The organism is Actinocatenispora rupis (assembly GCF_016861975.1).
Classification (GTDB): Bacteria; Actinomycetota; Actinomycetes; order Mycobacteriales; family Micromonosporaceae; genus Actinocatenispora; species Actinocatenispora rupis.
In genome coordinates, this window is sequence record NZ_BOMB01000030.1 from 19,951 (window position 1) to 44,215 (window position 24,265).

General features: G+C 73.0%; 22 protein-coding genes and 1 pseudogene. 19 read left to right on the forward strand and 4 right to left on the reverse strand.

Annotated elements, in window-relative coordinates:
• Positions 1-197 precede the first annotated feature (197 nt).
• Positions 198-1,298 carry a globin domain-containing protein gene (locus Aru02nite_RS25500; RefSeq protein WP_203662050.1) on the forward strand — a complete coding sequence of 367 codons (1,101 nt, stop codon included), beginning with the start codon at positions 198-200 and terminating at the stop codon, positions 1,296-1,298.
• Here the strand turns inward: Aru02nite_RS25500 and Aru02nite_RS25505 are convergent, their stop codons facing one another.
• Entirely contained in the window at positions 1,299-1,877 is a 579-nt protein-coding gene (locus Aru02nite_RS25505; RefSeq protein ID WP_239076942.1) for a TetR/AcrR family transcriptional regulator, read from the reverse strand.
• A 90-nt stretch (positions 1,878-1,967) separates the two neighbouring features.
• On the opposite strand from Aru02nite_RS25505, the gene Aru02nite_RS25510 reads away from it, so the two are divergent.
• The 4 genes from Aru02nite_RS25510 to Aru02nite_RS25525 all read left to right on the forward strand — a co-directional run bounded on the left by Aru02nite_RS25510 (position 1,968) and on the right by Aru02nite_RS25525 (position 5,777).
• Positions 1,968-2,468 carry a MarR family winged helix-turn-helix transcriptional regulator gene (locus Aru02nite_RS25510; RefSeq protein ID WP_203662052.1) on the forward strand — a complete coding sequence of 167 codons (501 nt, stop codon included), beginning with the start codon at positions 1,968-1,970 and terminating at the stop codon, positions 2,466-2,468.
• A 62-nt stretch (positions 2,469-2,530) separates the two neighbouring features.
• A complete protein-coding gene (locus tag Aru02nite_RS25515; protein WP_203662054.1) occupies positions 2,531-4,591 on the forward strand; it encodes an MDR family MFS transporter in 2,061 nt (686 codons plus the stop codon).
• Positions 4,588-5,523 (forward strand): hypothetical protein, encoded by a 936-nt coding sequence (locus tag Aru02nite_RS25520; RefSeq protein WP_203662056.1) that lies wholly within the window; start codon positions 4,588-4,590, stop codon positions 5,521-5,523. Before Aru02nite_RS25515 ends, Aru02nite_RS25520 begins: the two co-directional genes overlap by 4 nt.
• A complete protein-coding gene (locus tag Aru02nite_RS25525) occupies positions 5,520-5,777 on the forward strand; it encodes a hypothetical protein (RefSeq protein WP_203662058.1) in 258 nt (85 codons plus the stop codon). Before Aru02nite_RS25520 ends, Aru02nite_RS25525 begins: the two co-directional genes overlap by 4 nt.
• Positions 5,778-6,539: 762 nt before the next feature.
• Here the strand turns inward: Aru02nite_RS25525 and Aru02nite_RS25530 are convergent.
• On the reverse strand, positions 6,540-7,697 hold the full coding sequence (locus Aru02nite_RS25530) for a M20 metallopeptidase family protein (protein ID WP_203662060.1): 1,158 nt from the start codon (positions 7,695-7,697) through the stop codon (positions 6,540-6,542).
• Complete coding sequence (locus Aru02nite_RS25535; protein ID WP_203662062.1) at positions 7,694-8,974, reverse strand: MFS transporter; 1,281 nt, start codon at positions 8,972-8,974, stop codon at positions 7,694-7,696. The genes Aru02nite_RS25530 and Aru02nite_RS25535 overlap by 4 nt, the downstream gene beginning before the upstream one ends.
• Before the next feature lie 97 nt (positions 8,975-9,071).
• On the opposite strand from Aru02nite_RS25535, the gene Aru02nite_RS25540 reads away from it, so the two are divergent.
• The 5 genes and pseudogenes from Aru02nite_RS25540 (at position 9,072) to Aru02nite_RS25560 (ending at position 15,062) form a co-directional block, all read left to right on the forward strand.
• Positions 9,072-10,130 (forward strand): Lrp/AsnC family transcriptional regulator, encoded by a 1,059-nt coding sequence (locus tag Aru02nite_RS25540; protein WP_203662064.1) that lies wholly within the window; start codon positions 9,072-9,074, stop codon positions 10,128-10,130.
• Positions 10,131-10,255: 125 nt separating this feature from the next.
• A pseudogene (locus Aru02nite_RS25545) lies at positions 10,256-11,008 on the forward strand (ABC transporter ATP-binding protein); the annotation flags it as partial.
• 16 nt (positions 11,009-11,024) lie between these two features.
• Positions 11,025-12,002: an ABC transporter substrate-binding protein gene (locus Aru02nite_RS25550; RefSeq protein ID WP_203662068.1), complete on the forward strand. Its 978-nt coding sequence runs from the start codon at positions 11,025-11,027 to the stop codon at positions 12,000-12,002.
• A 20-nt stretch (positions 12,003-12,022) separates the two neighbouring features.
• Positions 12,023-14,113 carry an iron ABC transporter permease gene (locus Aru02nite_RS25555; RefSeq protein WP_203662070.1) on the forward strand — a complete coding sequence of 697 codons (2,091 nt, stop codon included), beginning with the start codon at positions 12,023-12,025 and terminating at the stop codon, positions 14,111-14,113.
• Between the two features lie 106 nt (positions 14,114-14,219).
• Positions 14,220-15,062: a ferric iron reductase gene (locus Aru02nite_RS25560; protein WP_239076943.1), complete on the forward strand. Its 843-nt coding sequence runs from the start codon at positions 14,220-14,222 to the stop codon at positions 15,060-15,062.
• Positions 15,063-15,065: 3 nt separating this feature from the next.
• Here the strand turns inward: Aru02nite_RS25560 and Aru02nite_RS25565 are convergent, their stop codons facing one another.
• Positions 15,066-15,917 (reverse strand): helix-turn-helix transcriptional regulator, encoded by an 852-nt coding sequence (locus tag Aru02nite_RS25565; RefSeq protein WP_239076944.1) that lies wholly within the window; start codon positions 15,915-15,917, stop codon positions 15,066-15,068.
• 58 nt (positions 15,918-15,975) lie between these two features.
• Here Aru02nite_RS25565 and Aru02nite_RS25570 point away from each other — a divergent pair, with 58 nt between their 5' ends.
• The 9 genes from Aru02nite_RS25570 to Aru02nite_RS25610 all read left to right on the forward strand — a co-directional run bounded on the left by Aru02nite_RS25570 (position 15,976) and on the right by Aru02nite_RS25610 (position 24,248).
• Positions 15,976-17,481 carry an MFS transporter gene (locus Aru02nite_RS25570; RefSeq protein ID WP_203662072.1) on the forward strand — a complete coding sequence of 502 codons (1,506 nt, stop codon included), beginning with the start codon at positions 15,976-15,978 and terminating at the stop codon, positions 17,479-17,481.
• A gap of 138 nt (positions 17,482-17,619) precedes the next feature.
• The gene (locus tag Aru02nite_RS25575) at positions 17,620-19,173 is read left to right on the forward strand and encodes an N-acyl-D-amino-acid deacylase family protein (RefSeq protein WP_203662074.1); all 1,554 of its coding nucleotides are present in this window, start codon (positions 17,620-17,622) and stop codon (positions 19,171-19,173) included.
• A 52-nt stretch (positions 19,174-19,225) separates the two neighbouring features.
• Positions 19,226-20,098: an IclR family transcriptional regulator gene (locus tag Aru02nite_RS25580; protein WP_203662076.1), complete on the forward strand. Its 873-nt coding sequence runs from the start codon at positions 19,226-19,228 to the stop codon at positions 20,096-20,098.
• Positions 20,095-21,333, forward strand: a complete 1,239-nt coding sequence (locus tag Aru02nite_RS25585; protein WP_203662077.1) for an alanine racemase — start codon at positions 20,095-20,097, stop codon at positions 21,331-21,333. Before Aru02nite_RS25580 ends, Aru02nite_RS25585 begins: the two co-directional genes overlap by 4 nt.
• A 10-nt stretch (positions 21,334-21,343) precedes the next feature.
• Positions 21,344-21,997, forward strand: coding sequence for a bifunctional 4-hydroxy-2-oxoglutarate aldolase/2-dehydro-3-deoxy-phosphogluconate aldolase (locus Aru02nite_RS25590; RefSeq protein ID WP_203662079.1), 654 nt, complete (start codon positions 21,344-21,346; stop codon positions 21,995-21,997).
• A complete protein-coding gene (locus tag Aru02nite_RS25595) occupies positions 21,994-22,962 on the forward strand; it encodes a sugar kinase (RefSeq protein ID WP_203662081.1) in 969 nt (322 codons plus the stop codon). Before Aru02nite_RS25590 ends, Aru02nite_RS25595 begins: the two co-directional genes overlap by 4 nt.
• Positions 22,963-23,026: 64 nt before the next feature.
• On the forward strand, positions 23,027-23,413 hold the full coding sequence (locus Aru02nite_RS25600; protein ID WP_203662083.1) for a RidA family protein: 387 nt from the start codon (positions 23,027-23,029) through the stop codon (positions 23,411-23,413).
• A 78-nt stretch (positions 23,414-23,491) separates the two neighbouring features.
• Positions 23,492-23,923: an SRPBCC domain-containing protein gene (locus Aru02nite_RS25605; RefSeq protein ID WP_203662085.1), complete on the forward strand. Its 432-nt coding sequence runs from the start codon at positions 23,492-23,494 to the stop codon at positions 23,921-23,923.
• The gene (locus tag Aru02nite_RS25610; protein WP_203662087.1) at positions 23,913-24,248 is read left to right on the forward strand and encodes an ArsR/SmtB family transcription factor; all 336 of its coding nucleotides are present in this window, start codon (positions 23,913-23,915) and stop codon (positions 24,246-24,248) included. Before Aru02nite_RS25605 ends, Aru02nite_RS25610 begins: the two co-directional genes overlap by 11 nt.
• Positions 24,249-24,265 lie beyond the last annotated feature (17 nt).

Here is a 24,265-nt window from a genome sequence, read left to right on the forward strand (position 1 = left end):
GGGTGGGTACGTGTTCCGATGTAGGGGGATGTCGGGGTGGTGACCATGCGGGCCGTTTGCCTACCGTGTGGGGTGGGTCGCGGACCATCCGTTGCCCACCCGGGCAGGCCCACCCGGGGACCGCTGACCGCCGCCGGTGCGGGTCGCGCGACCCGTGTCCGCGCGGCGGTCTCGCGCAGCACGAGTGAGGTGCGCAGATGGGCGGCTTGGCACGGACGTTGACGGAGAGCTGGGGCCGGGTGGCCGACCGGCAGGACCAGGTCTCCGCCTACTTCTACGCGCGCCTGTTCCTGGCCGCGCCGCAGCTCCGTGACCTGTTCCCCATCCAGCTGCGCGCGCAGCGTACCCGGCTGGTCGCCTCGATCGTCCGCGCCGTCACCTGCCTCGACCGGCCCACCGAACTCGACGAGCTGCTCGGCGAGCTCGGCCGGGCGCACCGCCGGTTCGACGTGACACCCGAGCACCACACCGTCTTCCGCGACTGCCTGATCGAGGCGATCCGGGTACACGCCGGACCCGGCTGGGACGCCGTACAGGAGAAGGCCTGGCGCGAGGGGTACGACCTGATCGCGGCGCGGATGAACGCGGCGGCCGCGGCGGCCGACGGCCCGGCGTACCGGTTCGCGGAGGTGCTGACGCACGAGCGGCGCGGCACGGACGTGGCCGTGTTCACCTGCCGCCCGTTCGAGCCGATGCCGTACCGGGCGGGGCAGTACGTGTACGTCGAGACGATGCACGAGCCACGCCACTGGCGCCGGTACTCGATCGCCACGGCGCCCCGGCCCGGCGGCGTCCTGGAGTTCCACGTACGGGCCGTGAGCGTGGGGGTGGTGTCGCCGGCGCTGGTGTGGAAGCTGCGGCCGGGCGACATGGTCCGGGTGTCGGAGCCGGCGGGCCGGCTGACGCTGCCGCCGCCGGGCCGCGACGTCGTCTGCCTGTGCGGCGGTACCGGGCTGGCGCCGGTGCGCGCGCTGGTCGAGGCGACCCCGGCCGGCGGCTGGGACCGCTGGGTGCACCTGTTCGTCGGCGCCCGTACCCCCGACGGCCTGTACGACCTGCCCGCGCTGTCCGCGCTCGCCGAGTCCCGGCCGTGGCTGCGCGTCATCCCGGTCGTCAGCGGCGACCCCACGTACGACGGGGAGACCGGGACGCTGTGCGACGTGCTCGCCCGCCGCGCCCCGTGGGACGACCACGACTTCGTGCTGTCCGGCTCGCCCGCCATGACCCGAGCCGCCCTCCGCGTACTCGGCGCCCTCGGCGTACCGCTCGCGCGCGTCCGGTACGACCCGTTCGAGTAGTCAGCCCAGGCAGGTACGGAAGACCTCGGTGAGCCGGTCGACGAACGCCGGGCTCGGCGGCGCGTCCGCGGCGAGGATGCGCCGCACGTACCCGGTGCCGATGAGGACGGCGACGCACAGCGCGGCTCGGGCGCGGGCGTCCTCGGCGGGGAGGCGCCGGGCGAGCGGGGCGATCAGCAGGTTCTCCAGGCGCTTCTGGAGCAGGTCGCGCACCTCGGGCGACTCGGCCGACCGGGTGGCGGCGGACACGCCGTGGCTCTGCCCCCGGTTCCGCTGGCGCATCGCGTACTCGGCGAGGTAGCGCGGGAGGTCGTCGAACGGGACGTCCGCGAGCTGCGGCAGCTCCTGCCCGGCGGACAGTACGGCGTCGAAGAGGCCGAGCTTGGACCCGTAGTACCGGTTGATGAGGGCGAGGTTGACGTCGGCGGCGGCGGCGATCGCGCGCACCGTCACCGTGCGGTAGCCCTGCTCGGCGAAGAGCCGCGCGGCCTCGCTGAGGATGCGCTGTTCGGTCGCCTCGCGGTCCCGCGGGCGCGGCTGGTCGTCCCGCGTCGGCCGCTCGACGGTGCCCCTGCTCACGCCCCACATCGTACGGGTCGGCTTGACGAAGTAAACGAGCGATTACTACATTGTTTGTATGGGGCAACCAACTGGACGGGGTGAGGTGCGGTGACCGCAGCCCACGAGGACCGGATCGCTGACGCACTGGCCGACATCCGCGAGGCCGCCTGGCAACTCGGCCCGCTCCTGCGCAACCTGCACAGCCGGGTCATCCCCGAACCCATCGCCGCGCACCGCCTCGTGCCACTGCTCGAACGACTGCCCGGCATCCGTACCAGCGAACTGGCCCGGGGCCGCGGCATCACGCTGTCCACCGTCAGCCGGCAGGTCGACCAGCTCGTCCAGGAAGGCTGGGTACGCGCCGAGACCGACCCCGACGACCAGCGCGCCCACCGCCTCTACGTGACCGACGCCGGCCTCGCCCGGCTCGACCACATCCGCCGCGAACTCGCCGGGTACTGCCAGGGCCGGCTCGGCCCCGACGGCGTCGCCGCGCTCACCCAGGCCGCGGCCGCCCTCCGCACCGCCGTCGACGTACTCCAGCGGATCGAGGACGCCGGCGACCCGCCCGGCGTGACCGGGTCGCGCGAGCCGCAGCTCACCGCCTGACCACCGGCCGCCCGTACCGGAGCGGCCACCCACCACACGCGTACATCGAGAAGAAGGTGACCATGACGGCGACGGCGAGTGACGCGTCCGTCGGCGCGGAGGCTGCCGGCCAGCGACCGCGGTACACCCACAAGCAGATCCTCGAAGTGTTGGCGGCGCTGCTGATGGCGCTGCTGACGTCGATGATCTCGACCTCGGTGGTGAGTACCGCGCTGCCCACGATCGTCGGCGAACTCGGCGGTCAGGACAAGCTGTCCTGGATCGCGAGCGCGACGCTGCTCACGATGACGGCCTCCACCCCGCTCTGGGGAAAGATGTCCGACATCTTCGGACGCAAGCTGCTGTTCCAGCTCTCGCTGGTGATCTTCGTGGTGTCCTGCGCCGCGGCCGGCTTCTCCCAGAACATGACCGAGATGATCGTCGCCCGCGCGTTCCAGGGGATCGGGGCCGGCGGGCTGTCCGCGCTGACCCAGGTCATCCTCGGCGACATCGTCGAGCCCCGCGAACGCGGCCGGTACTCCGGGTACCTCGGCGCGGCGTTCGGCGTGTCCACGGTCGCCGGGCCGCTGCTCGGCGGGTTCCTCGTCGACGGACCCGGCTGGCGGTACTGCTTCTTCGTCAGCATCCCGCTCGCCGTCGTCGCGTTCGCGATGATCCAGAAGATCCTCAAGCTGCCCAAGGTCAAGCGGAACACCCGCGTCGACTGGCTCGGCGCCACGTTCCTGACCGGCGGATCCGCCCTGCTCGTCGGCGTACTCTCCTTCGGTGGCAAGGAGTTCGCGTGGAACTCGGCGTGGACGTACGCGCTGGGGGCGGTGGCGCTGCTGTGCTTCGTCGGCGCCGTCTTCGCCGAACGGCACGCCCGCGACCCGATCCTGCCCCCGCGACTCTTCCGGAACCGTACGTTCGTGCTGACCGGGACCGCGTCGCTGCTCGTCGGCGTAGCCATGTTCGGCGGCATCATCTACCTGCCGCAGTACCTGCAGATCGTGCAGGGCATGTCGCCCACCGCGTCCGGCCTGATGACGCTGCCGATGGTGCTCGCGATGTTCCTGTTCTCCATCACCATCGGACGGGTCATCACCCGTACCGGACGGTGGAAGGTCTTCCCCGTCGTCGGCATGCTCGTCGTCGCCCTCGGCATGTTCCTGCTGTCCCGGCTGCACGTCGACTCCTCCCACCTCGCCATCGGCGCGTACGTCGCCGTGCTCGGCGCCGGGCTCGGCATGACCATGCAGACCCTCATCCTCGCCGCCCAGAACGCCGTCCAGCGCACCGACATGGCCGCCACCACCTCCGGCGTCTCGTACTTCCGGTCGCTCGGCGGCGCCATCGGAGTCGCCGCGTTCGGCGCCATCCTCACCAACCGGCTCACCGGCGAGAACACCCGACTCGCCCGCGCCGCCCACCTACCCGCCACCGGCGGCACGGGACTCGACCCGTCCAGCCTCGGCTCGCCCGAGGCCATCCACAAACTCCCCGACATCGTGCAGACCGTCGTACTCCAGGGCTTCACGAACTCGCTGCACACCGTGTTCCTCACCGCCGTACCGGTCGCGGTCGCGGGATGGCTCGCGGTGCTGTTCCTCAAGGAACTCCCGCTGCGGTCGAGTCAGTCCGCGCCCGCTCCGGTCGCGGCCGCTTCCGCCGCCGGGGTTTCGGGTGGAGCGGTTGGCGGTGCGTCGGCTTCCGGCGGTGCCGGGGTTGCCGGTGCGGTCGGAGGCCCCGGCTCGGCTGGACCATCGGGTGACTCAGGCGGTTCCGGATCGGCCGGTACTTCGTGGGACTCCGGTACTGGTGGGGCTGGATCCGTTGGGGTTGCTGGATCTCCTGGCGCAGGCGAGTCCACGGGAGAGGGGATGGCGCCGGCTGCTACCGTCGCCACCGGGGGGTTGAGCCGGGACGACGCGCTGGTCTCCGGCTTGCTGCTTTCCCTTGTGGCACAACGGATCGACCACCTGGACGGGGACGCGTCGCCACTCGTACCGGCGCTTGCGTCGCTCGTACCGGATGATGGGGGTAGCGAAGGGGAACGGGCGCGGCTCGCGGTCGAGCGGGTGATCCGGCCGTCGGCGCTCGCGCTGATGCGGCGCGCACATGCCGCGGACGGGGGTGTCGCATGATCCGGCGGATGATCGGCGCCGTCGCCGCCGTGATCGCGCTGCTGGCGGGGTTGTGGCTGGCGCTCGCTCCGTTCGCGCTCGGTACGCAGGGGCCTGGTGGGTGGTCGCGGGCCACCACGGTCACCGTCGTCAGTGGCGGCGCGGTGGCGTTCGTGGCGCTGGTCGGGTTCGTCGCGTCGGTCGCCGGGCTGGTGGGGGACGCTCGGCGGCGGGCGCGTGCCGCGGACCGGGCCGCGTTGGGGATCGCGGACGGTGCCGAGAGGGTTGCGGCGCAAGGTTTTCCACAGGGGGCGGGTTATCCACAGGCGTCCAGTGCCGGACCCTCGGGGGCGGGGGAAATCGGTATGATGGTGCCGGGGTCGCCCCCCTCGGGAGGGTGGGGGAATGCCTCGGGCACGGGCGAGTACGCCCCGCACCGCGCTGGCCCCGATGACGGGTCCGCGGGGAGCCCGGGGTCCACCTCGGACGTTGCCGGTGCCGACCGTACCGCTTCGGATCCGGTATCTGGCAACACATCCGGGTCGGACCCCGCCACCCGGTCCGCCGCGACCGCCGACGCCGACGGGGCGCCGCCGGCCACTGCCGGCCAGCACGACGTACCGGACGCCACGATCGACCTGCGTGACCTGATGCGGATCGTCCTGCCGGCGTTGACGCAGGACCTGGACGCGCGCCGCCGCGCCGGTACCGCGGACGGCGAGTTCCCGCGCCGCCCGACGACCGGCGTGAACGGCCGGATCGGCCCCGCGTGGTCGGGTTTCCTGCACCCGACCGCCGACCCGGCCACCAGCCACCCGAACGGCGACCGCCCGGCCACCAGCTTCCCGAACGGCGAACGCCGGAACGGCAGCGATCCGGGCGGCGGCCATCCCGGCGCCGCGATGGCCGACGCGGTACGCGGGCGTACGACGGAACGGCAGGTGGAACGGTGAAGGCACGGGACGGCATCGCGGTGACGGCGCTGGTGCTGCTGGCGTTGAGCGGCGGTTGGCTGGTGGCGGCGCCGTTCCTGCTGCACGTCCAGCCGGCGGGGGCGGCGTGGACGCGCGCCACGCGCACCGATCTGTGGTTCGGGCTGGGCCTGCTCGCCCTGTCGTTGCTGGCCCTCACCGGGTACGCGGCGGCGGCACTCCGCGAGGTCGCCGTCCGCTACGCCCGCCCGGGCCGCCACCAACGCCACTCCTGACCTTCTGGTACGCCCGCGTCGCCGGCACCAGCGACTCCTTGACGCGGGCGGAGTCCAACCCCGCCGAACGCCAGCAGTACCAACGGATTTCGCCTACCGGGCGAACGTCAACCCCACCGTGTGCGCACGGCGTTGCCGCCCGAAACCGCAAGCCGCCACGCACGTACGCCAACACGTCGACCCGTAACCGTACGGCCGCCTCGGATGCAGGCGCCACAAACCCAGAGGCGTCCGCGTACGCCAAGGCATCGCCAAACCCAGGCCAGTCTCCGAATCGACGCAACGCCAAAGCCAAGGCAACCCCGGAACCCAAGGCAACGCCAAAGCTAGGACAGCCCCGAATCCGGGCGACCTCAACCCAGAGCAACTCCCACAGCTAGGGGCGCGACGCGAACAAGGGGCGCCCGTGAGTGCAAGGCAACCTCGAACTCCAAGGCAACCCGAGCCCCACGCCGAATCCAAACCCGAGCCAAAGCCCAATTCCAAGCCAAGGTCCCAGCCCGGGCAACCCCAAACCCAGGGCAACCCGAAACCTTCAGGGGCGCCACCCCGATCGAAGGCGTCCAAGAACGCCAACGCAACCTCGAACCTCAAGCCAGACCCAAACCACGAGCCAAACCCAAGCCACGAGGCAAAGTCAGCCCCGAGCCCTGAGCCAAACCACAGTCCAAATCCAAGCCCGAAGCCCAAGCCCAAGCCGAACTCCAACGCCCGGGCCAGACTTCAAACCCCGACCCGAAACCCCAAAACAACGGGAACGGGTCAGGTGGGGAGGGGGCGGGTGGCGAGTGCGGCGAGGAGGTCGGCGCCGCGGTCGAGTACTGCGTCGTCGAAGACGACGGCGCCGGAGTGGTTGCTGGGTGAGGCGTCGGGCAGTACGTCGGGTGGCGCGGCGCCGAGTACGACGAATGCGCCGGGTGTTTCGCGGAGCAGGTAGGCGAAGTCTTCGGAGCCGCCGAGCGGGTGGGCGAGGGGCTCGTACCCGTGGGGGCCGAACAGGTCGGTGGCGGTGGCGGCGACGTGGGCGGCGGGTTCGGCGGTGTTGATGGTGGCGGGGTGGACGGGTTCGTGGTGGAGTTCGGCGGTGACGCCGTGGGCGGCGGCGATGCCGTGGCTGAGTTCGGTGAGCCGGGCGAGTACGCGGTCGCGGGCGGTGTCGGAGAAGCTGCGGATGGAGAGGTCGAGTTCGGCGCTGTCGGGGATGATGTTGCGCCGGGTGCCGGCGTGGATGGATCCGACGGTGACGACGACGGGGTCGAACGGGTCGGTGCCGCGGGCGACCAGGGTCTGCACGGCGCCGACGATGGCGCAGGCGGGCGGGATGGGGTCGGCGGCGCGGTGCGGCGTGGAGGCGTGGCCGCCGCGCCCGCGTACGACGATGCGCAGTCCGTCGGATGCGGCCATGACGGGGCCGGGACGGGTGGTGACGACGCCGTGCGGGACGACGTCGCCGAAGACGTGCAGGGCGTAGGCGGCGGCCGGTGGGCGGCCGGCGGCGTCGAGGAGTCCTTCGGCGAGCATCCGGCGGGCGCCGCCGTGTCCTTCCTCGCCGGGTTGGAAGCAGAGGACGACGTCGCCGCGGAGGGTGTCGCGCCGTTCCGCCAGCCGGTACGCGGCGCCGACGAGCATGGCGGTGTGCAGGTCGTGGCCGCACGCGTGCATCGCACCGTCCACTGTGGACCTGTACGGGACGTCGGCGGTCTCGGTGACCGGCAGCGCGTCCATGTCGGCGCGGAGCAGGACGACGGGCCCGTCGCCGCTGCCGCGGAGTACGGCGGTGACGGAGGTGAGGTCGCGGCCGGTGGTGACCTCCACCGGCAGCCCGGCCAGCGCGTCGAGTACGGCGTGCTGGGTCCGGGGCAGGTGCAGCCCGATCTCGGGATGCCGGTGGAGGTCGTGCCGGAACTGCGTGAGGTTCATACGTCGAGCGGCTTCTTCGCGGTCTCGGTCAGGAACAGGTACACCACGAACGAGACCGCGCACAGCAGCGCGATGTAGAACGGGAACAGCCCGGGGTTGCCGAGCGACTTGAACAGCGTCCCCATGTACGGCGCGGTCCCACCGAACACCGCCACGGCCAGCGAGTACGGGAAGCCGATGCCGCCGGCGCGTACCCGGGCGGGGAAGACCTCCGCGTTGATCGCCGCGGCGATGGAGGTGTACCCGGTGAGCAGCACCATGCCGACGAGCGTGATGCCCAGCATCACCCCGAACGAGTTGGTCAGCAGGTGCAGCAGCGGCACGATGAGCAGCGCGAAGCCGCCGGCGAACACGAGCAGCATCGGCTTGCGGCCGATCCGGTCGGACAGCATCCCGCCGAGCGGCTGCATGACCGCGAAGCAGGCGAGCGCGATCGTCGACACCACCAGCGATTCGGCCTTGTCGAAGCCGACGTTCTGCTGCGCGTACGTGGGCAGGTAGGAGGTCCAGGAGTAGTACGCGATGGTGCCGCCGATGGTGATGCCGACGATCAGCAGCGACTGCTTCGGGTACCGGATGAGCGCCTCGTAGAAGCGCGGCCGGTCGGTGGACTCGACCTTCTTCGTCTCGCGTACGCCGCGGCGCAGCCACAGGCCGAACAGCGCGAACGCCGCGCCGGCGAGGAACGGGATCCGCCAGCCCCAGCCCGTCATCGCACCGTCGGACAGGGTGCCCACCAGCAGGGCGGCCAGGCCGGACGCGACGAGCTGCCCGATCGTGGTCGACACGTACTGGAAGCTGCCGAACAGGCCGCGGCGGCCGGACGGCGCCGATTCCACCAGGAACGTGGTGGACGCGGCGAACTCGCCGCCGATGGACAGGCCGGAGATGAGCCGGGCGAGCACCAGGATCACCGGCGCCAGCACCCCGACCGCCTTGTACGTGGGGACGATGCCGACGAGCAGCGAGCCGAGGCCCATCAGCAGGATGGTCACGGTCAGCGCGGTACGCCGGCCGAACCGGTCGGCGATACTGCCGAGCAGCAGGCCGCCGATGGGCCGCATGAAGAAGCCGACCGCGAACACGGCGAACGTGCTGAGCGCCGCCGCGATGGGGCTGTCACCGGGGAAGATGAGCGGCCCGAACGTGGTGGCCAGGAACGTGTAGGTGTACCAGTCGTACCACTCGATGGCGTTGCCGACCGAGGCGGCGGTGATCTGACGCAGCCGGGCGGCGGTGCCGAGCTGGGCGACGTCGGTCCGCGCTTCCGTGGACATAGGGATCCTCCGAAGCTGTGGGGGCTGGGCCATGATGACCCGGCCGAACCCGCACGACCGGCCGGAACGCAGCATCGGCGCTACCGTGGACGGCGTCATGCAGGATCCCGTCATGCTCGGCGAGGACGAGCTGTCCCTCGTCAACGCGCTGCAGATCGCGCCGCGCGCGTCCTGGTCGTTGCTCGGCGGGGTGCTCGGCGCCGATCCGGTGACCGTCGCCCGGCGCTGGCAGCGGCTCACCCGTACCGGCCGCGCCTGGGCCACCGCGTACGGGTCGCCGGTGCTGATGCGGCAGACGTGCCTGGCGCTGGTCGCCGTGACCTGCCAGGCGGGCAGCCTGGTGCGGATCGCCGAGGCGCTGCGCGACGACCCGCACGCCGTCACCGTCGAGCACACCACGGGCGGTTGCGACCTGCTCGTCACCGTCTGGACCACCGGCCTGCCCGATCTCTCCCGGTACCTGGTGGCCCGGCTCGGCACGCTGCCCGGCATCGCCGTCACGCGCACCACGGTCATCACCAACCTGTACGCGGAGGGGTCGAGCTGGCGCCTCGGCGTACTGGACGTGCCGCAGCAGGACCGGCTGCGGCGTACGGTGCCGGCGGTGTCGGGGGTGGAGGCGACGGTGCGGCCCGAGGACCGGCCGCTGGTCGTACGGCTGGGTCGGGACGCGCGCACGCCGTACCCGGAGCTGGCGTCGGCGGCGGGGATCAGCCCGGCGACCGCCCGGCGCCGGGTGTCGCGGCTGCTGTCCGGCGGCCTGCTCGCGCTGCGCTGCGAACTCGCGCGCGCCGAGTCGTACTGGACGGTGTCGGCGACGTTGTGGATCAACGTACCGCCGGGTGAGCTGGCGGGGACGGCGGCGGCGCTGGCGGCCCGGCCGGAGACGCGGCTGGTGGCCGCGGTGGCGGGGAGTACGAACCTGGTCATCACGGTGTGGCTGCGCGGGCTGGCCGACCTGCAACGGCTGGAGGCGACGCTGACCGCGCGCTGGCCGTACCTGTCGGTGGTGGACCGGGCCGTGGTGCTGCGGCACTACAAGCTGATGGGCCGGGTACTCGACGAGTCGGGGCGGGCGCTGCGCGCGGTGGACATGGACATCTGGCGCGACCCGGCGCCGGGTGGTGCTGTTCACGATCGGCAGGTGCGGGAATGACAGCGGATCGTGGCTCTGGTTAGGCTTGCCTTATCACTGTCGTGTCGGCCAGGGAGGCGCACGTGGGGCAGGCTGACGCGGCGGCGCTCGCCGGCGACGACCTGAGCGTCGGGTACGCGGGGTCGGCCGTGCTCACCGACGTCAGCCTCGGGCTCGCCCCCGGCACCGTCACCGTCCTCGTCGGGCCGAACGGTTGCGGCAAGTCCACGCTGCTGCGTACGTTGGCGGGCCTGTTGCCGCCGATCGCCGGTACGGTCCGCGTCGGCGGCGACCCGGTGCACCGGCTGCACCGCCGGGAACTGGCCCGGCGCCTGGCGTTCCTGCCGCAGACCCCGCTCGTACCGGCCGGGGTGGCGGTGCGTGACCTCGTCCGGCACGGGCGGTACGCGCACCGCGGCGCGCTCGCCCGGCACACCGCCGACGACCGGGCCGCCGTCGACTGGGCGATCGAGGTGACCACCGCGACCGAGCTGGCCGAGCGCCGCCTCGACGAACTGTCCGGCGGCGAACGCCAGCGCGCCTGGCTCGCCACCGTCCTCGCCCAGCAGGCCGGCGTACTGCTGCTCGACGAGCCGACGACGTACCTGGACCTGCGGCACCAGCTCGACGTACTGGAGGTGGTGCGGGGGCTGGCGCGCGACCACGGCATCGCGTGCGGCCTCGTGCTGCACGACCTCGGCCAGGCCGCCGCGTACGCGGACCACGCGGTGATGGTGGCCGGTGGCTCCGTCGTCGCCGCCGGTACGCCGGACGAGGTGTTCACCGCCGCGCACATCCGCCGCGCGTTCGGCCTCGACGTGGAGGTCGTACGGGACGCGGAGACCGGTCACCTGGCCCTGTTCCCCCGGCTGGCGGGCACCGTGCCCACGGCCAACTGACCCCCCAAGGAGCACGATGCGCAAGACCGTACTCGGTGTGCTGGCGACGGCCGCCGTCCTGGCCCTCGGTGCCTGCTCGTCCGGTACCGCCGGCGATGCGGGCGGTGCGACGTCCGGCGGCAGCGGCGGCAAGGTCTCCGTCACCGACTCCACCGGTACCGTGCACCTGCCGAGGACGGCGACGAAGGTCGTCTCGCTGGAGTGGTCGTACACCGAGGATCTGCTGGCGCTGGGGGTCACGCCGGTCGGGGTCGCCGACCGCGCCACGTACGGCGACTGGGTGGGTGCGGGCGCGCGCGTACCGTCGAGCGTGCCGGACGTCAGCACCCGCGCGCAGCCGAGCCTGGAGAAGATCAAGGCGCTGAACCCGGACCTGATCATCGCGGAGAAGAGCCGGTCGACCGCGAACCTGGCTCAACTGAAGGAGATCGCGCCGGTCCTGCTGTTCGACGCGTACACGCCGAACACGAAGCTCGTCGACACCACCGACACCAACCTCGTGCGGATCGGTACGGCGGTCGGCAGGCAGGGCAAGGCGAAGGACCTCGTCGGGGCGTACCGGAAGAAGGTTGCGGCGGCGAAGGAGAAGCTCGCCAGGGCCGGCAAGGCGGGTACGAGGATCACGCTGTTGCAGGGCTTCAGCGTCAACGGCCAGCCGAACATCCGGGCGTACACGAACCACGCGCAGGCGGTGCAGGTACTCACCTCGATCGGCCTGGTGAACGCCTGGCAGGGCAAGGATTCCGACCCGTCCGGCTTCACGTCGACCGGCGTCGAGGGCCTCACCCCCGTCTCCGACTCGACCGCCCTGTACGTGGCGCTGAAGTCCGACGACCCGTTCACCGGTGCGCTGGCGACGAACGCGACGTGGCGCAACCTGGGCTTCGTCAAGGCGAAGAAGCTGCACGCCCTCGACCCCGGTACCTGGTTCTGGGGCGGCCCGGTGTCCAACGGGATGCTGATCGACCAGGCCGTCGCCGCCCTCGGCGCCTGAGCGACGAGGGTTTCCGTCGAATGACCCGCACCGCGGACGCGACCGCCGTGTCCACAGTGGAGCGTCCGGCGCCGCGCCGGTACCGGACGGCCGTGGTGGCCGTGGTCGGCGTGGCGCTGCTGGTCGGGTTCGCGGTCGTGCACGTCGGGCAGGGCAGCGCCGGGATCGGCCTGTCCCGGTTGCTGTCCCTGGCGACCGGGCACGCCGACCCCGACGCCCTCGCCGTACTGGCCGGGTCGCGGTTGCCGCGGCTGACCGCCGGCCTGGTCACCGGGCTTGCGCTCGGGCTGTCCGGCGCGCTGGTCCAGGGCGCCACCCGCAACCCGCTCGCCGCGCCGGACACGCTCGGCGTCAACGCCGGCGGGTACCTGGCGGTGTCGTTGTGCACGGTGTCGGGGATCCGGCTCGGCATCCTGCCGTCGGCGGCGGTGGCGTTCGCCGGTGGGCTGGCCGCGGCCGGACTGGTGCAGCTGCTGGTGTCCCGCGGTCCGATGGCACCCGGCCGGATCCTGCTCGCCGGTACGGCGATCGCCATGGCCGGCAGCTCCGCCGCCACCGTCGTACTGATCCTGAACGCGCAGCGCGCGCAGGGACTCTTCTTCTGGGGCAACGGATCCCTGCTCGAAACGGGGTTGTCGCGCCCGCTGCTGACCGGCCTGATCGTGCTGTGCGGCGCGCTGCTGGCGCCGCTGCTGGCCCGGCCGCTGGACCTGCTGTCGCTCGGGGACGAGACCGCGGAGGCGATGGGGCTGCGGGTCGGCCGGATCCGGCTGTTCGCGTTCGGCCTGGCCGTACTGTTCTCCGCCGCGTCGGTCGCGCTGACCGGGCCGATCGGGTTCGTGGGCCTGGTCGCCCCCGTCGTCGTGCGCCTCTTCGGCGTACGCCGGCACGCCGCGCTGCTGCCCCTCGCCGCCCTGTACGGCGCGGTCTTCGTACTCGGTGCCGACGTGGTCGCCCGCGCGCTGCTGTCCGCGTCCGGTACCGGCGACTACGAGATCCCGGCCGGCGTGGTCACCGCCCTGGTCGGCGGCCCCGTCTTCGTCTACCTGGCCCGCCGGGTACCGACCGGCGACGCGGACACCGGCGCGGCGGTCACGGTGGCCGCGCCCGGCTCGCGCTCGCGGTACGGGCTGATCGTGGTCGCGGGCGTCGTCGTACTCGCCGGCACGGTCCTGGTCGGGCTCGGCCTGGGCGACGTCCATCTCGGGCCGGGGCAGCTGGTGCGCGCCGTGTTCGGGCAGGCGGACCAGCTCGCGAACGGGATCGTCGCGTTCCGGGCGCCCCGCATCGTCGCGGCGGCCGCGGCGGGGATCCTGCTGGCCGGGGCCGGCGTCGCGATCCAGTCCGTGGTACGCAACCCGCTCGCCGAGCCGAGCCTGCTGGGCGTCACCGGCGGCTCGTCGATCGGCGCGGTCGCGCTCATCACGCTCGTACCGACGGCGCCGCGCTGGGGCATCCCCGCCGCCGCGCTCGTCGGTGGCGTACTCGCGCTCGGCCTGGTCATGCTGCTCGCCACCGGCCGGCGCACCGCCCCCCTCGACCCCACCCGTGTGGTACTGATCGGCATCGGTGTGGCCGCGGCGACGGCGGCGCTGGTGCAGGTGCTGTCGCTGCGCGCGCAGTTGCAGCTCGCCGCGGCGCTCACCTGGCTCGCCGGCTCCACGTACGCCCGCTCGGCCGGTGACCTGACCTGGTTCGCCGTCCCCCTCGTCGTACTCGTCGGGCTGGTACTGGTGTCGCGGACGCTGGACCTGCTCGGGTTGGGCGACGACCTGCCGCGCTCGCTGGGCCTGCCGGTCGGGCGTACGCGGCTGCTGGTGCTGCTGGCCGGTGCCGTGCTGGCCGCCGGTACGGCCGCGGTGGTGGGCACGGTCGGGTTCGTCGGGCTGGTCGCGCCGCACCTGGCCCGCCGGATCGTCGGCCCGTCGCACCGCCGGCTGCTGCCGGTCGCGGCGCTGCTCGGCGCCGTACTCGTGGTCGCCGCGGACGCCGCGGGCCGCTGGGTACTGGCGCCGAACGAGATCCCGGTGGGGATCGTCACGGCACTGGTGGGCGCCCCGTACCTGATCTGGTTGCTGCGGCGGCAGAAGGCCCGTGCCGACGGTGCGTGACCGGTACGTCGCGCCGGAGATCACACGACCTGCCGGTGACGGCCCTGGTCAAAGGTCGGCTAGGCTAGCCTAAGTTTGCTTGCCCCGGTCGGCGGGGACGGCCGCGGTGCCCGAGGGTGACCGCTGCCGTGCGTCCGGCCGGCATCGGGGCGCGATCGAGGGGGTGGACGGGGTGACGGTGGCGGTGACGGCGGCGCTCCGGCCGCTCGACCCGATCGTCGCCGCGCTCGCCGAGGTGCGTGGGGACAGCGACGCGTTCGGCATCGCCGACGGGCTCGTCGTCGCCGACCCGGCCGACGGCTGGCTGCCGGCCACCGCGCTCGTCGACGGCACCGCCATCCCCGACCTGCTGGCCGCGCCCGCCCGGATCTGGGGCGCCCAGCCGCACGCCGCCGCGACGCTGGCGTACAAGGCGTACACGTACTGGCTGACGATGCCGGCGGTGCTGGGGTGGGCCGTCGCCCGCCGGGTGCCGCTACTGTCCGCCGACAACGTCGCCGTACGGCTGGCCGACGACGCGCCGCAGGTGGTCATCGGCGTGCTGCGCCCCACCGTCGCGGTACTGCCGGACGACCCGGTCGCCGGGCACCCGGACACCGTCGTCGTCGACACCCCGGACGCGCTGCTCGGCGTACTCAAGGACACGCTGCTGGACAACCACGTGTCGCCGCTCGTCGCCGCGACGCGCGAGCACGTCCGGATCGGCGCGCACACCCTGTACGGGCAGCTCGCCGCGGGCATCGCGTACGCGCTGTCCGCCGCGGCGCCGGTCCTGGACGCGCCGGTGCCGGCCGCCGGCACCGTACTCGACGCGCTCGGGCTCAGCGGTCTCGCCGCGCTCTGCCACACCGACGGTGAGCTGCGCGTACGGCGGAAGACGTGTTGCCTGGCGTTCGTGGTGCCGGGCCTGGACGGGCACGTCTGCGCCGACTGCTGCGTCCGCCGCTGACCGTCAGGCGCCGCGGGCGAGGTGCAGCCGGCGGTCCTCGGCGACGAGGCGGGCGATGCGCTCCGCGGTGGCCGTACCGGCGACGGGGGTGTGCAGCAGCAGCGACAGGTCCGGCCGGTCGGGCAGGCGCAGCATCCGGCTCTCCACCACCAGCTCGCCGCCGGCGGGGTGCAGGATCGTCTTGACCATCGGGGCGGGCGGCCGCACCTCGTGCCGGGCCCACAGTTCGGCGAACTCGGGCGACCGGGCCAGCAGCCCGTCCACGACCTCCGCGTACCCCGAGTCGCCGTGCCGCGCCGTCATCTCGTGCCGGTACTGCGCGGCCACGACCGGCGCCAGCTCGGCCCAGTCGGCGTACCGGTCGCGGTACATCGGGTTGGTGAAGAAGTCGATCAGGCAGTTGGGCAGCGACGCGCGCGCCCAGCCGAACACCACGCGGGCGGCGTCGTTCGCGGCGACGAGGTTCCAGTACTGGTCGACGACGTGGGCCGGGTTGGGCAGCCAGCCGTCGAGGAGCCGGACGATGTCCTCGCCGACGGGCATGGCGTCCCAGTCGCGTTCGAGCGGCGGGTTCAGCTCGGCCAGCACGTACAGGTGGCGGCGTTCGGGCTCGGTCAGCCGCAGGACGCGGGCGACGGCGTCGAGCACCTGCGGCGAGACGCTGATGTCGCGGCCCTGTTCGAGCCACTGGTACCAGGAGGGGCCGACGCCGGCGAGGACGGCGACCTCCTCGCGGCGCAGTCCGGGGGTACGGCGGCGCGGGCCGGCAGGCAGTCCGGCGTCGGCCGGCTGGACGGCGGCGCGCCGGGCCTTCAGGAAGTCGCTCAGCTCGGTACGGCGCAGGCTGGTGGTCACGCCACCAGCATAAGCGGGCTCTCCGGTCAGTTTCGACATCCGTCGAATGATGATGCCCATGACCGATGACGTACTCCGATCCGCGGCCGCCACGGCGACCGCCGACAGTCCCCGGTCGGCGCGGACGCCCCGCGCCGGCGTGCGTACGACGGCGGTGGACGGGTCCGTGCCGGGCTTGTCGCGCCGTGCCCGCCTCGTCCTGGTACTCCTGTGCGCCGCGCAGTTCGCGATGGCCATCGACTTCTCGATCCTGAACGTGGCGCTGCCGAGCCTCGGTACCGATCTGGGCCTCGGCCAGGCGAACCTCCAGTGGGCGGTGACCGCGTTCGCGTTGCCGTCCGGCGGGTTCCTGCTGCTGGCGGGCCGGCTGGGTGACCTGGTGGGCCGGCGCCGGATGTTCCTCGCCGGGCTGGGCCTGTTCACGGTGGCGTCGCTGGCGGCGACGCTCGCGGCCGGGCCGGCGATGTTCCTCGCCGCGCGGGCGGTGCAGGGCCTCGGCGCGGCGGTCACCATCCCGACCGCGATGGCGCTGCTGACCACGATGTTCCCGGAGGGACCGGCGCGGAACCGGGCGCTGGGCGTGTCCGGCATGGTGCTGTCGCTCGGCTTCACCCTCGGCATGCTGCTCGGCGGCGTACTCACCTCGTCGCTCGGCTGGCGTTCCACCATGGCGCTGAACGTCGTCATGGCCCTGCCGGTACTCGTCGCCGCCCCGCTGCTGCTCACCGAGAGCCGGCCGGAACGGCGCCCGAAGCTCGACGTACCCGGCGCGGTGACGGTCACCGGTGGCCTGCTGGCGCTGATCTTCGCGCTGTCCACCGCGGCCGAGTCGAGCTGGACCCGTCCGGAGGTACTCGTCGCGCTCGTCGCCGCGGTACTGCTGCTCGGCGCGTTCGTGGTGGTGGAGCAGCGGACGGCGGAGCCGCTCGTGTCGCTGGGCGTACTGCGGCGGCGGACGGTGGCGTGGGGCAACCTGGGCGGGCTCGTGACGTTCTCGATGGCGAGTTCGCTGACGTTCCTGCTGACGCTGTACATGCAGGAGATCCGGCACCTGTCGCCGTTCGAGTCGGGGCTGGTGTTCGGGGTGACGGGGCTGGGCGCGGCGGGCACCGGGCTGGTCGCGTCCCGGCTGGTCAACCGCTTCGGCAGCCGCACGGTACTGGTCGGCGGGCTCACCATCCAGGCCGTCACCACCGCGGTACTGCTGGCGACCGGTGCGGCGGGCGGCGTCTGGCTGATCCTGGTGTTCTGCACGGTGGCGTTCGGCGGGCACATGGCGGCGGTCGTGTCGTACGGGATCACGGCGACGTCGGGGCTGTCGAACCGGGAGCAGGGGCTGGCGACCGGGCTGCTGACGACGGCGCAGCAGGTCGGCGTGACGGTCGGCATCCCGATCCTGTCCGCCCTGTACGCGGCGCACGCGGCGACGTTGCGGGCCGGTGGCGCGGACCGGGCGCACGCCATGCTCGGGGGCATCCACCTGGGCATCGCCACGAACGCGGCGATCGTACTGGCGGCGGCGGTGCTGATCGGGGTGGCGCTGCGCCGGGTCGCCCATCGGTAGGGCACGGGAGCGGCGAACCGCCGTCCGTTCGGTCACGGCCGAACGGACGGCGGTTTTGCTATGCACAACTCTGTGTCAAACTTGTCGCGGATCGGGCTCGACGAACCTACGGTTGCGCATGAGGAGGTGGCCCGCGGCGTGTTTGACGTGATCGTGCGCGGTGGCTGGCTGTTGGACGGCACCGGTGCCGCGGCGTACCGGGCGGACCTCGCGGTGCAGGGCGGCAGGATCGCCGGCATCGGGCGGCTGGACCTCGCCGAGGCCGCGGAGGAGATCGACGCGACGGGGCGCTTCGTGGTGCCCGGGTTCGTGGACGCGCACGTGCACGGGGACGCGCTGGTACGCGACCCGGCGGTGCAGCTCGCCGCGCTGCGGCAGGGCGTCACCACGTTCGTCCTCGGCCAGGACGGCCTGTCGTACGCGCCGGCCTCGCCCGCGACGCTGGCGTACGTGTCGCGGTACTTCGCGGCGGTGAACGGGCCGCACGACGGCTTCACCGGTGGTGGCGTGGCCGACCTGCTCGGCACGTACACCGGTACGACCGCGCTGAACACGGCGTACCTGGCGCCGCACGGCACCATCCGGTACGAGGTGATGGGTGCGGCGGAGCGGCCCGCCACCGCCGAGGAACTGACCCGGATGCGCCGGCTGGTGGAGGAGTCGCTGGACGAGGGCGCGGTCGGCCTGTCCACCGGGCTGGAGTACGCGCCGGGGAGGTACGCGGACGCCGCCGAGCTGGCCGAGCTGTGCCGCCCGGTCGCCGCGCGCGGCCTGCCGTACGTGTCGCACATGCGGGGGTACGAGGCGGACGCGCCGACCGGGGTCGCCGAGATCCGCGAGATCGCCCGGCAGTCCGGTGTCGCCGCGCACATCTCGCACTACCACGGGCCGGCGGAGAAGCTGGCCGCGCTGGTCGACGACTCCCGTGCCGAGGGCCTCGACCTCACCTTCGACAGCTACCCGTACCTGCGGGGCAGCACCATCCTCGCGATGGTGACGCTGCCGCCGTGGCTGCCCACCGCCGACCCGGAGCGTACGGTCGCGGCGCTGGGCGACCCGGAGGTACGGCACCGGCTGGACACCGAGTGGTTCGCCGCCCGCGACGACGTGTGGCCGCGCATCACCCTGTCGTACGTGCCGGCGGAGAAGTGGCACTGGGCGGAGGGCATGGCGCTCGTCGCGGTCGCCGAGAAGGCGGGGCTCACGCCGGCCGAGACGTGCGTGGAACTGTTGCGTGCCACCGGTCTCACGGTCGGCTGCGTGTTCGGCCAGCCGCCGACGAACAGCGAGGAGTCGGTGCGCGCGCTGCTCCGGCACCCGGCGCAGATGGGCAGCTCCGACGGGATCTACGTGGGCGGTCACCCGCATCCCCGCGGCTGGGGCGCGTTCGCCCGGGTGCTCGCCCGGCACGTACGCGAGCTGGGCGACCTGTCGTGGGAGGACGCGGTCGTGCACCTGGCCGCGCATCCGGCGCGCCGCTTCGGGTTCGCCGGCCGCGGCCTGCTGCGCGTCGGGAACGTCGCCGACGTCGCCGTGATCGACCGGGACACCGTCGCCGACACCGCCACGTACGCGGAGCCGCGGCGGCCCGCGACCGGCGTCGACGACGTACTCGTGAACGGGCGGCGGGTACTGGCCGGCGGCGAGCTGACCGGTGTCCTCGCCGGCACGCCACTCCGGGCGGATCCGTGACCGCGCAACAGATCCGGCGAGCCCGGGCCGCGGCGACCGGCGCGGTGGCGCCGTGAGTACCGGGCGCGTGCAGCGTGCCGGCGGGGTCACCGCACCCGCCGGCGACCGCGGCGATCCGGGATCCGCGGCGCGCAACCAGTCGTCGTCGCTGCGCCGCGCCCTGTCGATCCTCGCGTACGTCGAGGGGCACGGCGGCGGTCGCGGCGTGAGCCTGTCCGACCTCGCGGATTCGTTGTCTCTCAACAAGAGTACGATCCTGCGGCTGTCCGCGCCGCTGTCCGAGGCGGAGCTGCTGACCCGGGACGCGGAGACCGGGCGGTTCCGGCTCGGGCTGGGCGCGCTGCGCCTCGGCCAGGCGTACCTGTCCACTTTGGACCTTCGTACCGTGGCGGCGGAACGGCTGCGGGCGTTGCAACGCGCCGCCCGCGAGACCTGCCACCTCGTCGTGTACGACGCGCCCGACGTGGTCTATATCGACAAGGTCGAGAACGAGGCCAACGTACGGATGGGGTCGCGGGTCGGCAGCCGCGCGCCGATGTCCTGCACCGCCGTGGGCAAGGCGATCCTCGCCTGGGTCGACGACGCGGCGCGCGAGACGGCGATCGCGGCCGGGCTGCCGGCGGTCACCCCGCACACCATCACCGACCCGGACCGGCTGCGTACCGAGCTGCGCCGGATCCGCGAGCGCGGGTACGCGGTGGACGACCGGGAGAACGAGGTGGACGTACGGTGCGTGGCCGCGCCGCTGTTCGACCACGACGACCGGGTGGTGGGCGCGCTGTCGGTGTCCGGGCTGTCGTCCCGGATGACGCCGGCCGCGATCCGCGAGCTGGCCCCGCGGGTCGCCGCCACCGGCCGGCAGATCTCGCACGAGCTCGGCGCATCCGACACCACCGTGCTGACACCCTCGGGGGGAGCCACGTGACGCTGACCATTCCGGACGAGTACGTCGACTGGCGTACGAAGGGGTTGTGGCTGCCGGAGTCCCGGCTGCGGTCGAGCGAGTTCGTGGCGGCGAAACCCGACGTGTTCACCGGGCCGTTCGCCTGGCCGCTGATGCTGTTGAAGCAGGACGCGGTGGCGCACAACGTGACCACGATGGCGGAGTACACGGCGCGGCACGGGCTGGCGTTCGCGCCGCACGGCAAGACGTCGATGGCGCCGCGGCTGTTCGAGATGCAGCTCGACGCGGGCGCCTGGGGCATCACCCTGGCCACCGCCGGTCAGGTACTCGCGGCCCGCGGCTTCGGCGTGCCGCGCATCTTCCTCGCCAACGAACTGCTGGATCCGTTGGCGCTGCGCTGGGTCGTCGCCGAGGGCGAACGCGACCCGGACTTCGAGTTCGTCTGCTACCTCGACTCGGTCGAGGGTGTCGAGGCGATCCGGTCCGCACTGTCCGAAGTGGAGGGTGAGCGGGCCCTGTCGGTCGTGGTGGAGCTGGGCCACCCGGGCGGCCGTACCGGGGTCCGCACGGTCGACGAGGCCGTCGAGCTGGCCCGTACCGCCGCGCGGGTGGACCGGCTCGCGGTGCGCGGCATCGCCGGGTACGAGGGCGGTCTGCGCACGGTGGACGAGGCGGCCGACTACCTCGGCCGGGTCCGCGACGCCGCCGTACGCGCGGCCGACGCCGGCGCGGTCACCGGGAAACTGCTCGTCTCCGCCGGCGGCTCCGCCTACTTCGACACCGTCACCGAGGTACTCGGTGGAGACTGGGCGCCGGCGCACGACGTCCTGCTGCGCAGCGGCGCGTACGTCACGCACGACCACGGTTTCTACCGCGACCACACGCCGTTCAACCGTACCGGTGAGGCGACGCTGGAGCCGGCGTTCGAGCTGTGGGCGCGGGTGCTGTCGGTACCCGAGGACGGGCTCGCGCTGTGCGGCGCGGGCAAGCGGGACCTGCCGTTCGACGAGGGACTGCCGGTCCCGTTGCGGGTCCGGCGCGCGGACGGCAGCGAGGCCGACGCGTCCGCGGGCCGGGTCACGAAACTGATGGACCAGCACTGCTACCTCACGACCGACGGCCTGCCGCCGCTCCGGCCCGGCGACCTCGTGGCCTTCGGGATCTCCCATCCCTGTACGGCGTTCGACAAGTGGCGGGTGCTGCCGATGGTCGACCCGGAGTACCGCGTCGTCGAACTGATCCACACCTACTTCTGAGGAACGCGCCATGACAGTCCCATCGCGACAGACCCCGAGCCGCGCGCTCACCGAGACCGGCGTGGTGCCGATCCTGCGCGGCAAGAAGACCGGCGAACACCTGCCGGCCGTACTGGACACGTTGGTGGACAACGGGATCCGCTGCCTGGAGATCACCACGAACACGCCGGGCGCGTTCGCCGCGGTCACCGCCGCGCACGAGCGGTACGGCGCGGACGTGGAGCTGGGCATCGGTACCGTGCTGACGGTCGACGACGTGCGGGCGGCCGAGCAGGCCGGCGCCGCGTTCATCGTGTGCCCGCACACCGATCCCGAACTCGCCGACGCCGCACTGGCCCGCGGCCTCGGGTACTACCCCGGCGCGTTCACCGCCACCGAGGTACTGACCGCGTGGAAGCTCGGCGCGACCGCCGTCAAGATCTTCCCCGCGTCGGTCGCCGGCCCGAAGTACCTGCGGGAGCTGGGCGGGCCGATCGACGGCGTACCGCTGCTGCCGACCGGTGGGGTGACGGTCGAGCTGGTGCCGGAATACCTTGCGGCAGGGGCGATCGCGGTCGGCATGGGCGGTCCGCTGGTCGGCGACGCGCTGGACGGCGGCGACCTCGGCGCGCTCGCCACGCGTACCCGGCGGGTCCTGGACGCCGTCGCGGGGACGCAGGTATGAGCGTGGGGGTGCCGGAAAGCGCGGAGTTGGTGACGCTGGGCGAGACGATGGCGTTGCTTGCGGCGCCGCAGATCGGTCTGCTGCGGCACATGCACAGCCTCAACCTGTCGATCGCGGGCGCCGAGTCGAACCTCGCCATCGGCGTACGCCGGCTGGGGCGTACGTCGGCGTGGTTGAGCCGGGTCGGCGACGACGAGTTCGGCCGGCTGGTGACGGGGACGATCCGGTCCGAGGGCGTGGACGTACGCGCGGCGGTGGACTCCTCCGCGCCGACCGGGCTGATGGTGAAGGAACGCCGGTCCGACGCCATCACCCGCGTCCAGTACTACCGCGCCGGTTCGGCGGCGTCCCGGCTGTCACCGTCCGATGTGGACGAAGATCTGGTCCGCGCGGCCCGCGTGCTGCACGTCTCGGGCATCACCCCGGCGCTGTCCGCGACCGCCCGCGACGCCGTACGCGCGGCCGTGGACACCGCGCGGCAGGCGGGCGTCCTGGTGTCGCTGGACTTCAACTACCGGTCCCGGCTGTGGGACGCGGACGCCGCGGGCGCCGAGCTGGGCGAGCTGGCCGCGCGTGCCGACATCGTGTTCGCCACGGTGCCGGAGGCGCGCCTGGTGGTTGCCGGCGACGACGAGTCGGAACTCGCGGCCGCGCTGGCCAAGCTCGGCCCGCGCCACGTCCTCGTCAAGCGCGGCTCGCGCGGCTCGTACGCGTTGCTCGACGGCGCCGCGCACGATGCCGCGCCGCAGCGCGTACCGGTGGTGGACCCGGTGGGTGCGGGCGACGCGTTCGCCTCGGCGTACCTGGCGGAGCTGATCGGGGGGCGGCCGGCGGATGAGTGCCTGGCGGCGGCGAGTGCCGCGGGGGCGTTCGCGGTGACGGTGCCGGGCGACTGGGAGGGGCTGCCCAGCCGCGAGGAGCTGCACCTGCTCGGTGCCGACCCGGACGACGACATCCACCGTTGACACGTTCCACCGGATCCCGCGTGGACCCGGATTCCCTTGTGTACCAACCAGAGGAGAGACACAGATGGCGAACAAGCAGGCGCTCCGCACCGACGACGCCCCCGCCCCCGCCGGCGGGTACTCGCAGGGCATCGCGGCGGGCGGCTTCGTCTACACCGCCGGGATGGGCCCGATCGACGCGGCCACCGGGAAGGTCGTCGGCGAGGACGTGGCGACCCAGACCCGGCAGGTGATGGCGAACCTCGCCGCCGTACTGGCGCAGCGGAACCTGACGTTCGAGCACGTCGTGAAGGCCACCGTGCACCTGCAGGAGCTGCACCGGGACTTCGCCGACTTCGACGCGGCGTACCGGGAGAGCTTCGCGGGGACGACGCCGCCGGTGCGGACGACGGTCGGGTCGGACCTGAACGACATCCTTGTGGAGATCGACTTCGTCGCGTACGAGGGCTGATCCGCCCGGTGATTGACGCAACCGCTCGGTTGCCATACTCTGGCAACCGAGCGGTTGCTACTTGTCCGAGGGGGAGTCATGGGTTTTCCCGATCGCATCGAACGCACCGTCGAGATCGGCCGGCCGCCGGCCGACGTCTGGGCCGCGCTCACCACGTCCGACGGCCTCGCCGCCTGGTTCGGCAACGAGGCCAGCATCGACCTGCGGCCCGGCGGCACCGCGACGATGAGCTGGACCGACGGGCCGTCCACCACGATGCGGGTGGAGCGGGTCGAGGAACCGGCCGTCTTCGGCTTCACCTGGCCGATCTACGGGCTGGCCGACGACGACCCGCGCCGCACGTACGTGGAGTTCACGCTGGAGCCGGCCGGCGCCGGGACGCGGCTGACGGTGGTGGAGACCGGGTTCGCGCAACTGTCCGACGAGGCCCACAAGAAGTCCTTCGACGGGAACGTCACGGGCTGGGCCAGCGAGCTCGGCGAGCTGGTCGCCTACCTCGATGCCGCCTGACACCGAGGCCGTCGCCGAGCAGGTGTTCGTGGCCCTCGCCGATCCGAGCCGCCGCGCCGTACTGGCCGCGCTGGCCGAGAACGGCCCCGCCACGGTCACCGAGCTCGCGACCCGGCTGCCGATCACCCGGCAGGCCATCGCCAAGCACGTGGTACTGCTCGCCGACGCCGGTCTCGTCACGGCCGAGCCCGGCGAGCGGCGCCGCGTGCGGTACCGGCTGGACTCGGCGCCGATGCGGGTGGCGCAGCAGTTCCTCGCCGCGCTGGCCCGCGACTGGGACGGGCCGCTCGGCGCGCTGCAACGCCACCTCGCCGACCCGTCCTGACGCCGCGCTTCCGTTGC

Excerpts from the sequence above, each read along its gene's own strand:
- Aru02nite_RS25500 (WP_203662050.1), top strand. The coding sequence starts at position 198 with ATGGGCGGCTTGGCACGGACGTTGACGGAGAGCTGGGGCCGGGTGGCC.
- Aru02nite_RS25515 (WP_203662054.1), top strand. The coding sequence starts at position 2,531 with ATGACGGCGACGGCGAGTGACGCGTCCGTCGGCGCGGAGGCTGCCGGC.
- Aru02nite_RS25520 (WP_203662056.1), top strand. The coding sequence starts at position 4,588 with ATGATCCGGCGGATGATCGGCGCCGTCGCCGCCGTGATCGCGCTGCTG.
- Aru02nite_RS25530 (WP_203662060.1), bottom strand. The coding sequence starts at position 7,697 with ATGAACCTCACGCAGTTCCGGCACGACCTCCACCGGCATCCCGAGATC.
- Aru02nite_RS25535 (WP_203662062.1), bottom strand. The coding sequence starts at position 8,974 with ATGTCCACGGAAGCGCGGACCGACGTCGCCCAGCTCGGCACCGCCGCC.
- Aru02nite_RS25540 (WP_203662064.1), top strand. The coding sequence starts at position 9,072 with ATGCAGGATCCCGTCATGCTCGGCGAGGACGAGCTGTCCCTCGTCAAC.
- Aru02nite_RS25550 (WP_203662068.1), top strand. The coding sequence starts at position 11,025 with ATGCGCAAGACCGTACTCGGTGTGCTGGCGACGGCCGCCGTCCTGGCC.
- Aru02nite_RS25555 (WP_203662070.1), top strand. The coding sequence starts at position 12,023 with ATGACCCGCACCGCGGACGCGACCGCCGTGTCCACAGTGGAGCGTCCG.
- Aru02nite_RS25570 (WP_203662072.1), top strand. The coding sequence starts at position 15,976 with ATGACCGATGACGTACTCCGATCCGCGGCCGCCACGGCGACCGCCGAC.
- Aru02nite_RS25590 (WP_203662079.1), top strand. The coding sequence starts at position 21,344 with ATGACAGTCCCATCGCGACAGACCCCGAGCCGCGCGCTCACCGAGACC.
- Aru02nite_RS25595 (WP_203662081.1), top strand. The coding sequence starts at position 21,994 with ATGAGCGTGGGGGTGCCGGAAAGCGCGGAGTTGGTGACGCTGGGCGAG.
- Aru02nite_RS25600 (WP_203662083.1), top strand. The coding sequence starts at position 23,027 with ATGGCGAACAAGCAGGCGCTCCGCACCGACGACGCCCCCGCCCCCGCC.
- Aru02nite_RS25605 (WP_203662085.1), top strand. The coding sequence starts at position 23,492 with ATGGGTTTTCCCGATCGCATCGAACGCACCGTCGAGATCGGCCGGCCG.
- Aru02nite_RS25610 (WP_203662087.1), top strand. The coding sequence starts at position 23,913 with ATGCCGCCTGACACCGAGGCCGTCGCCGAGCAGGTGTTCGTGGCCCTC.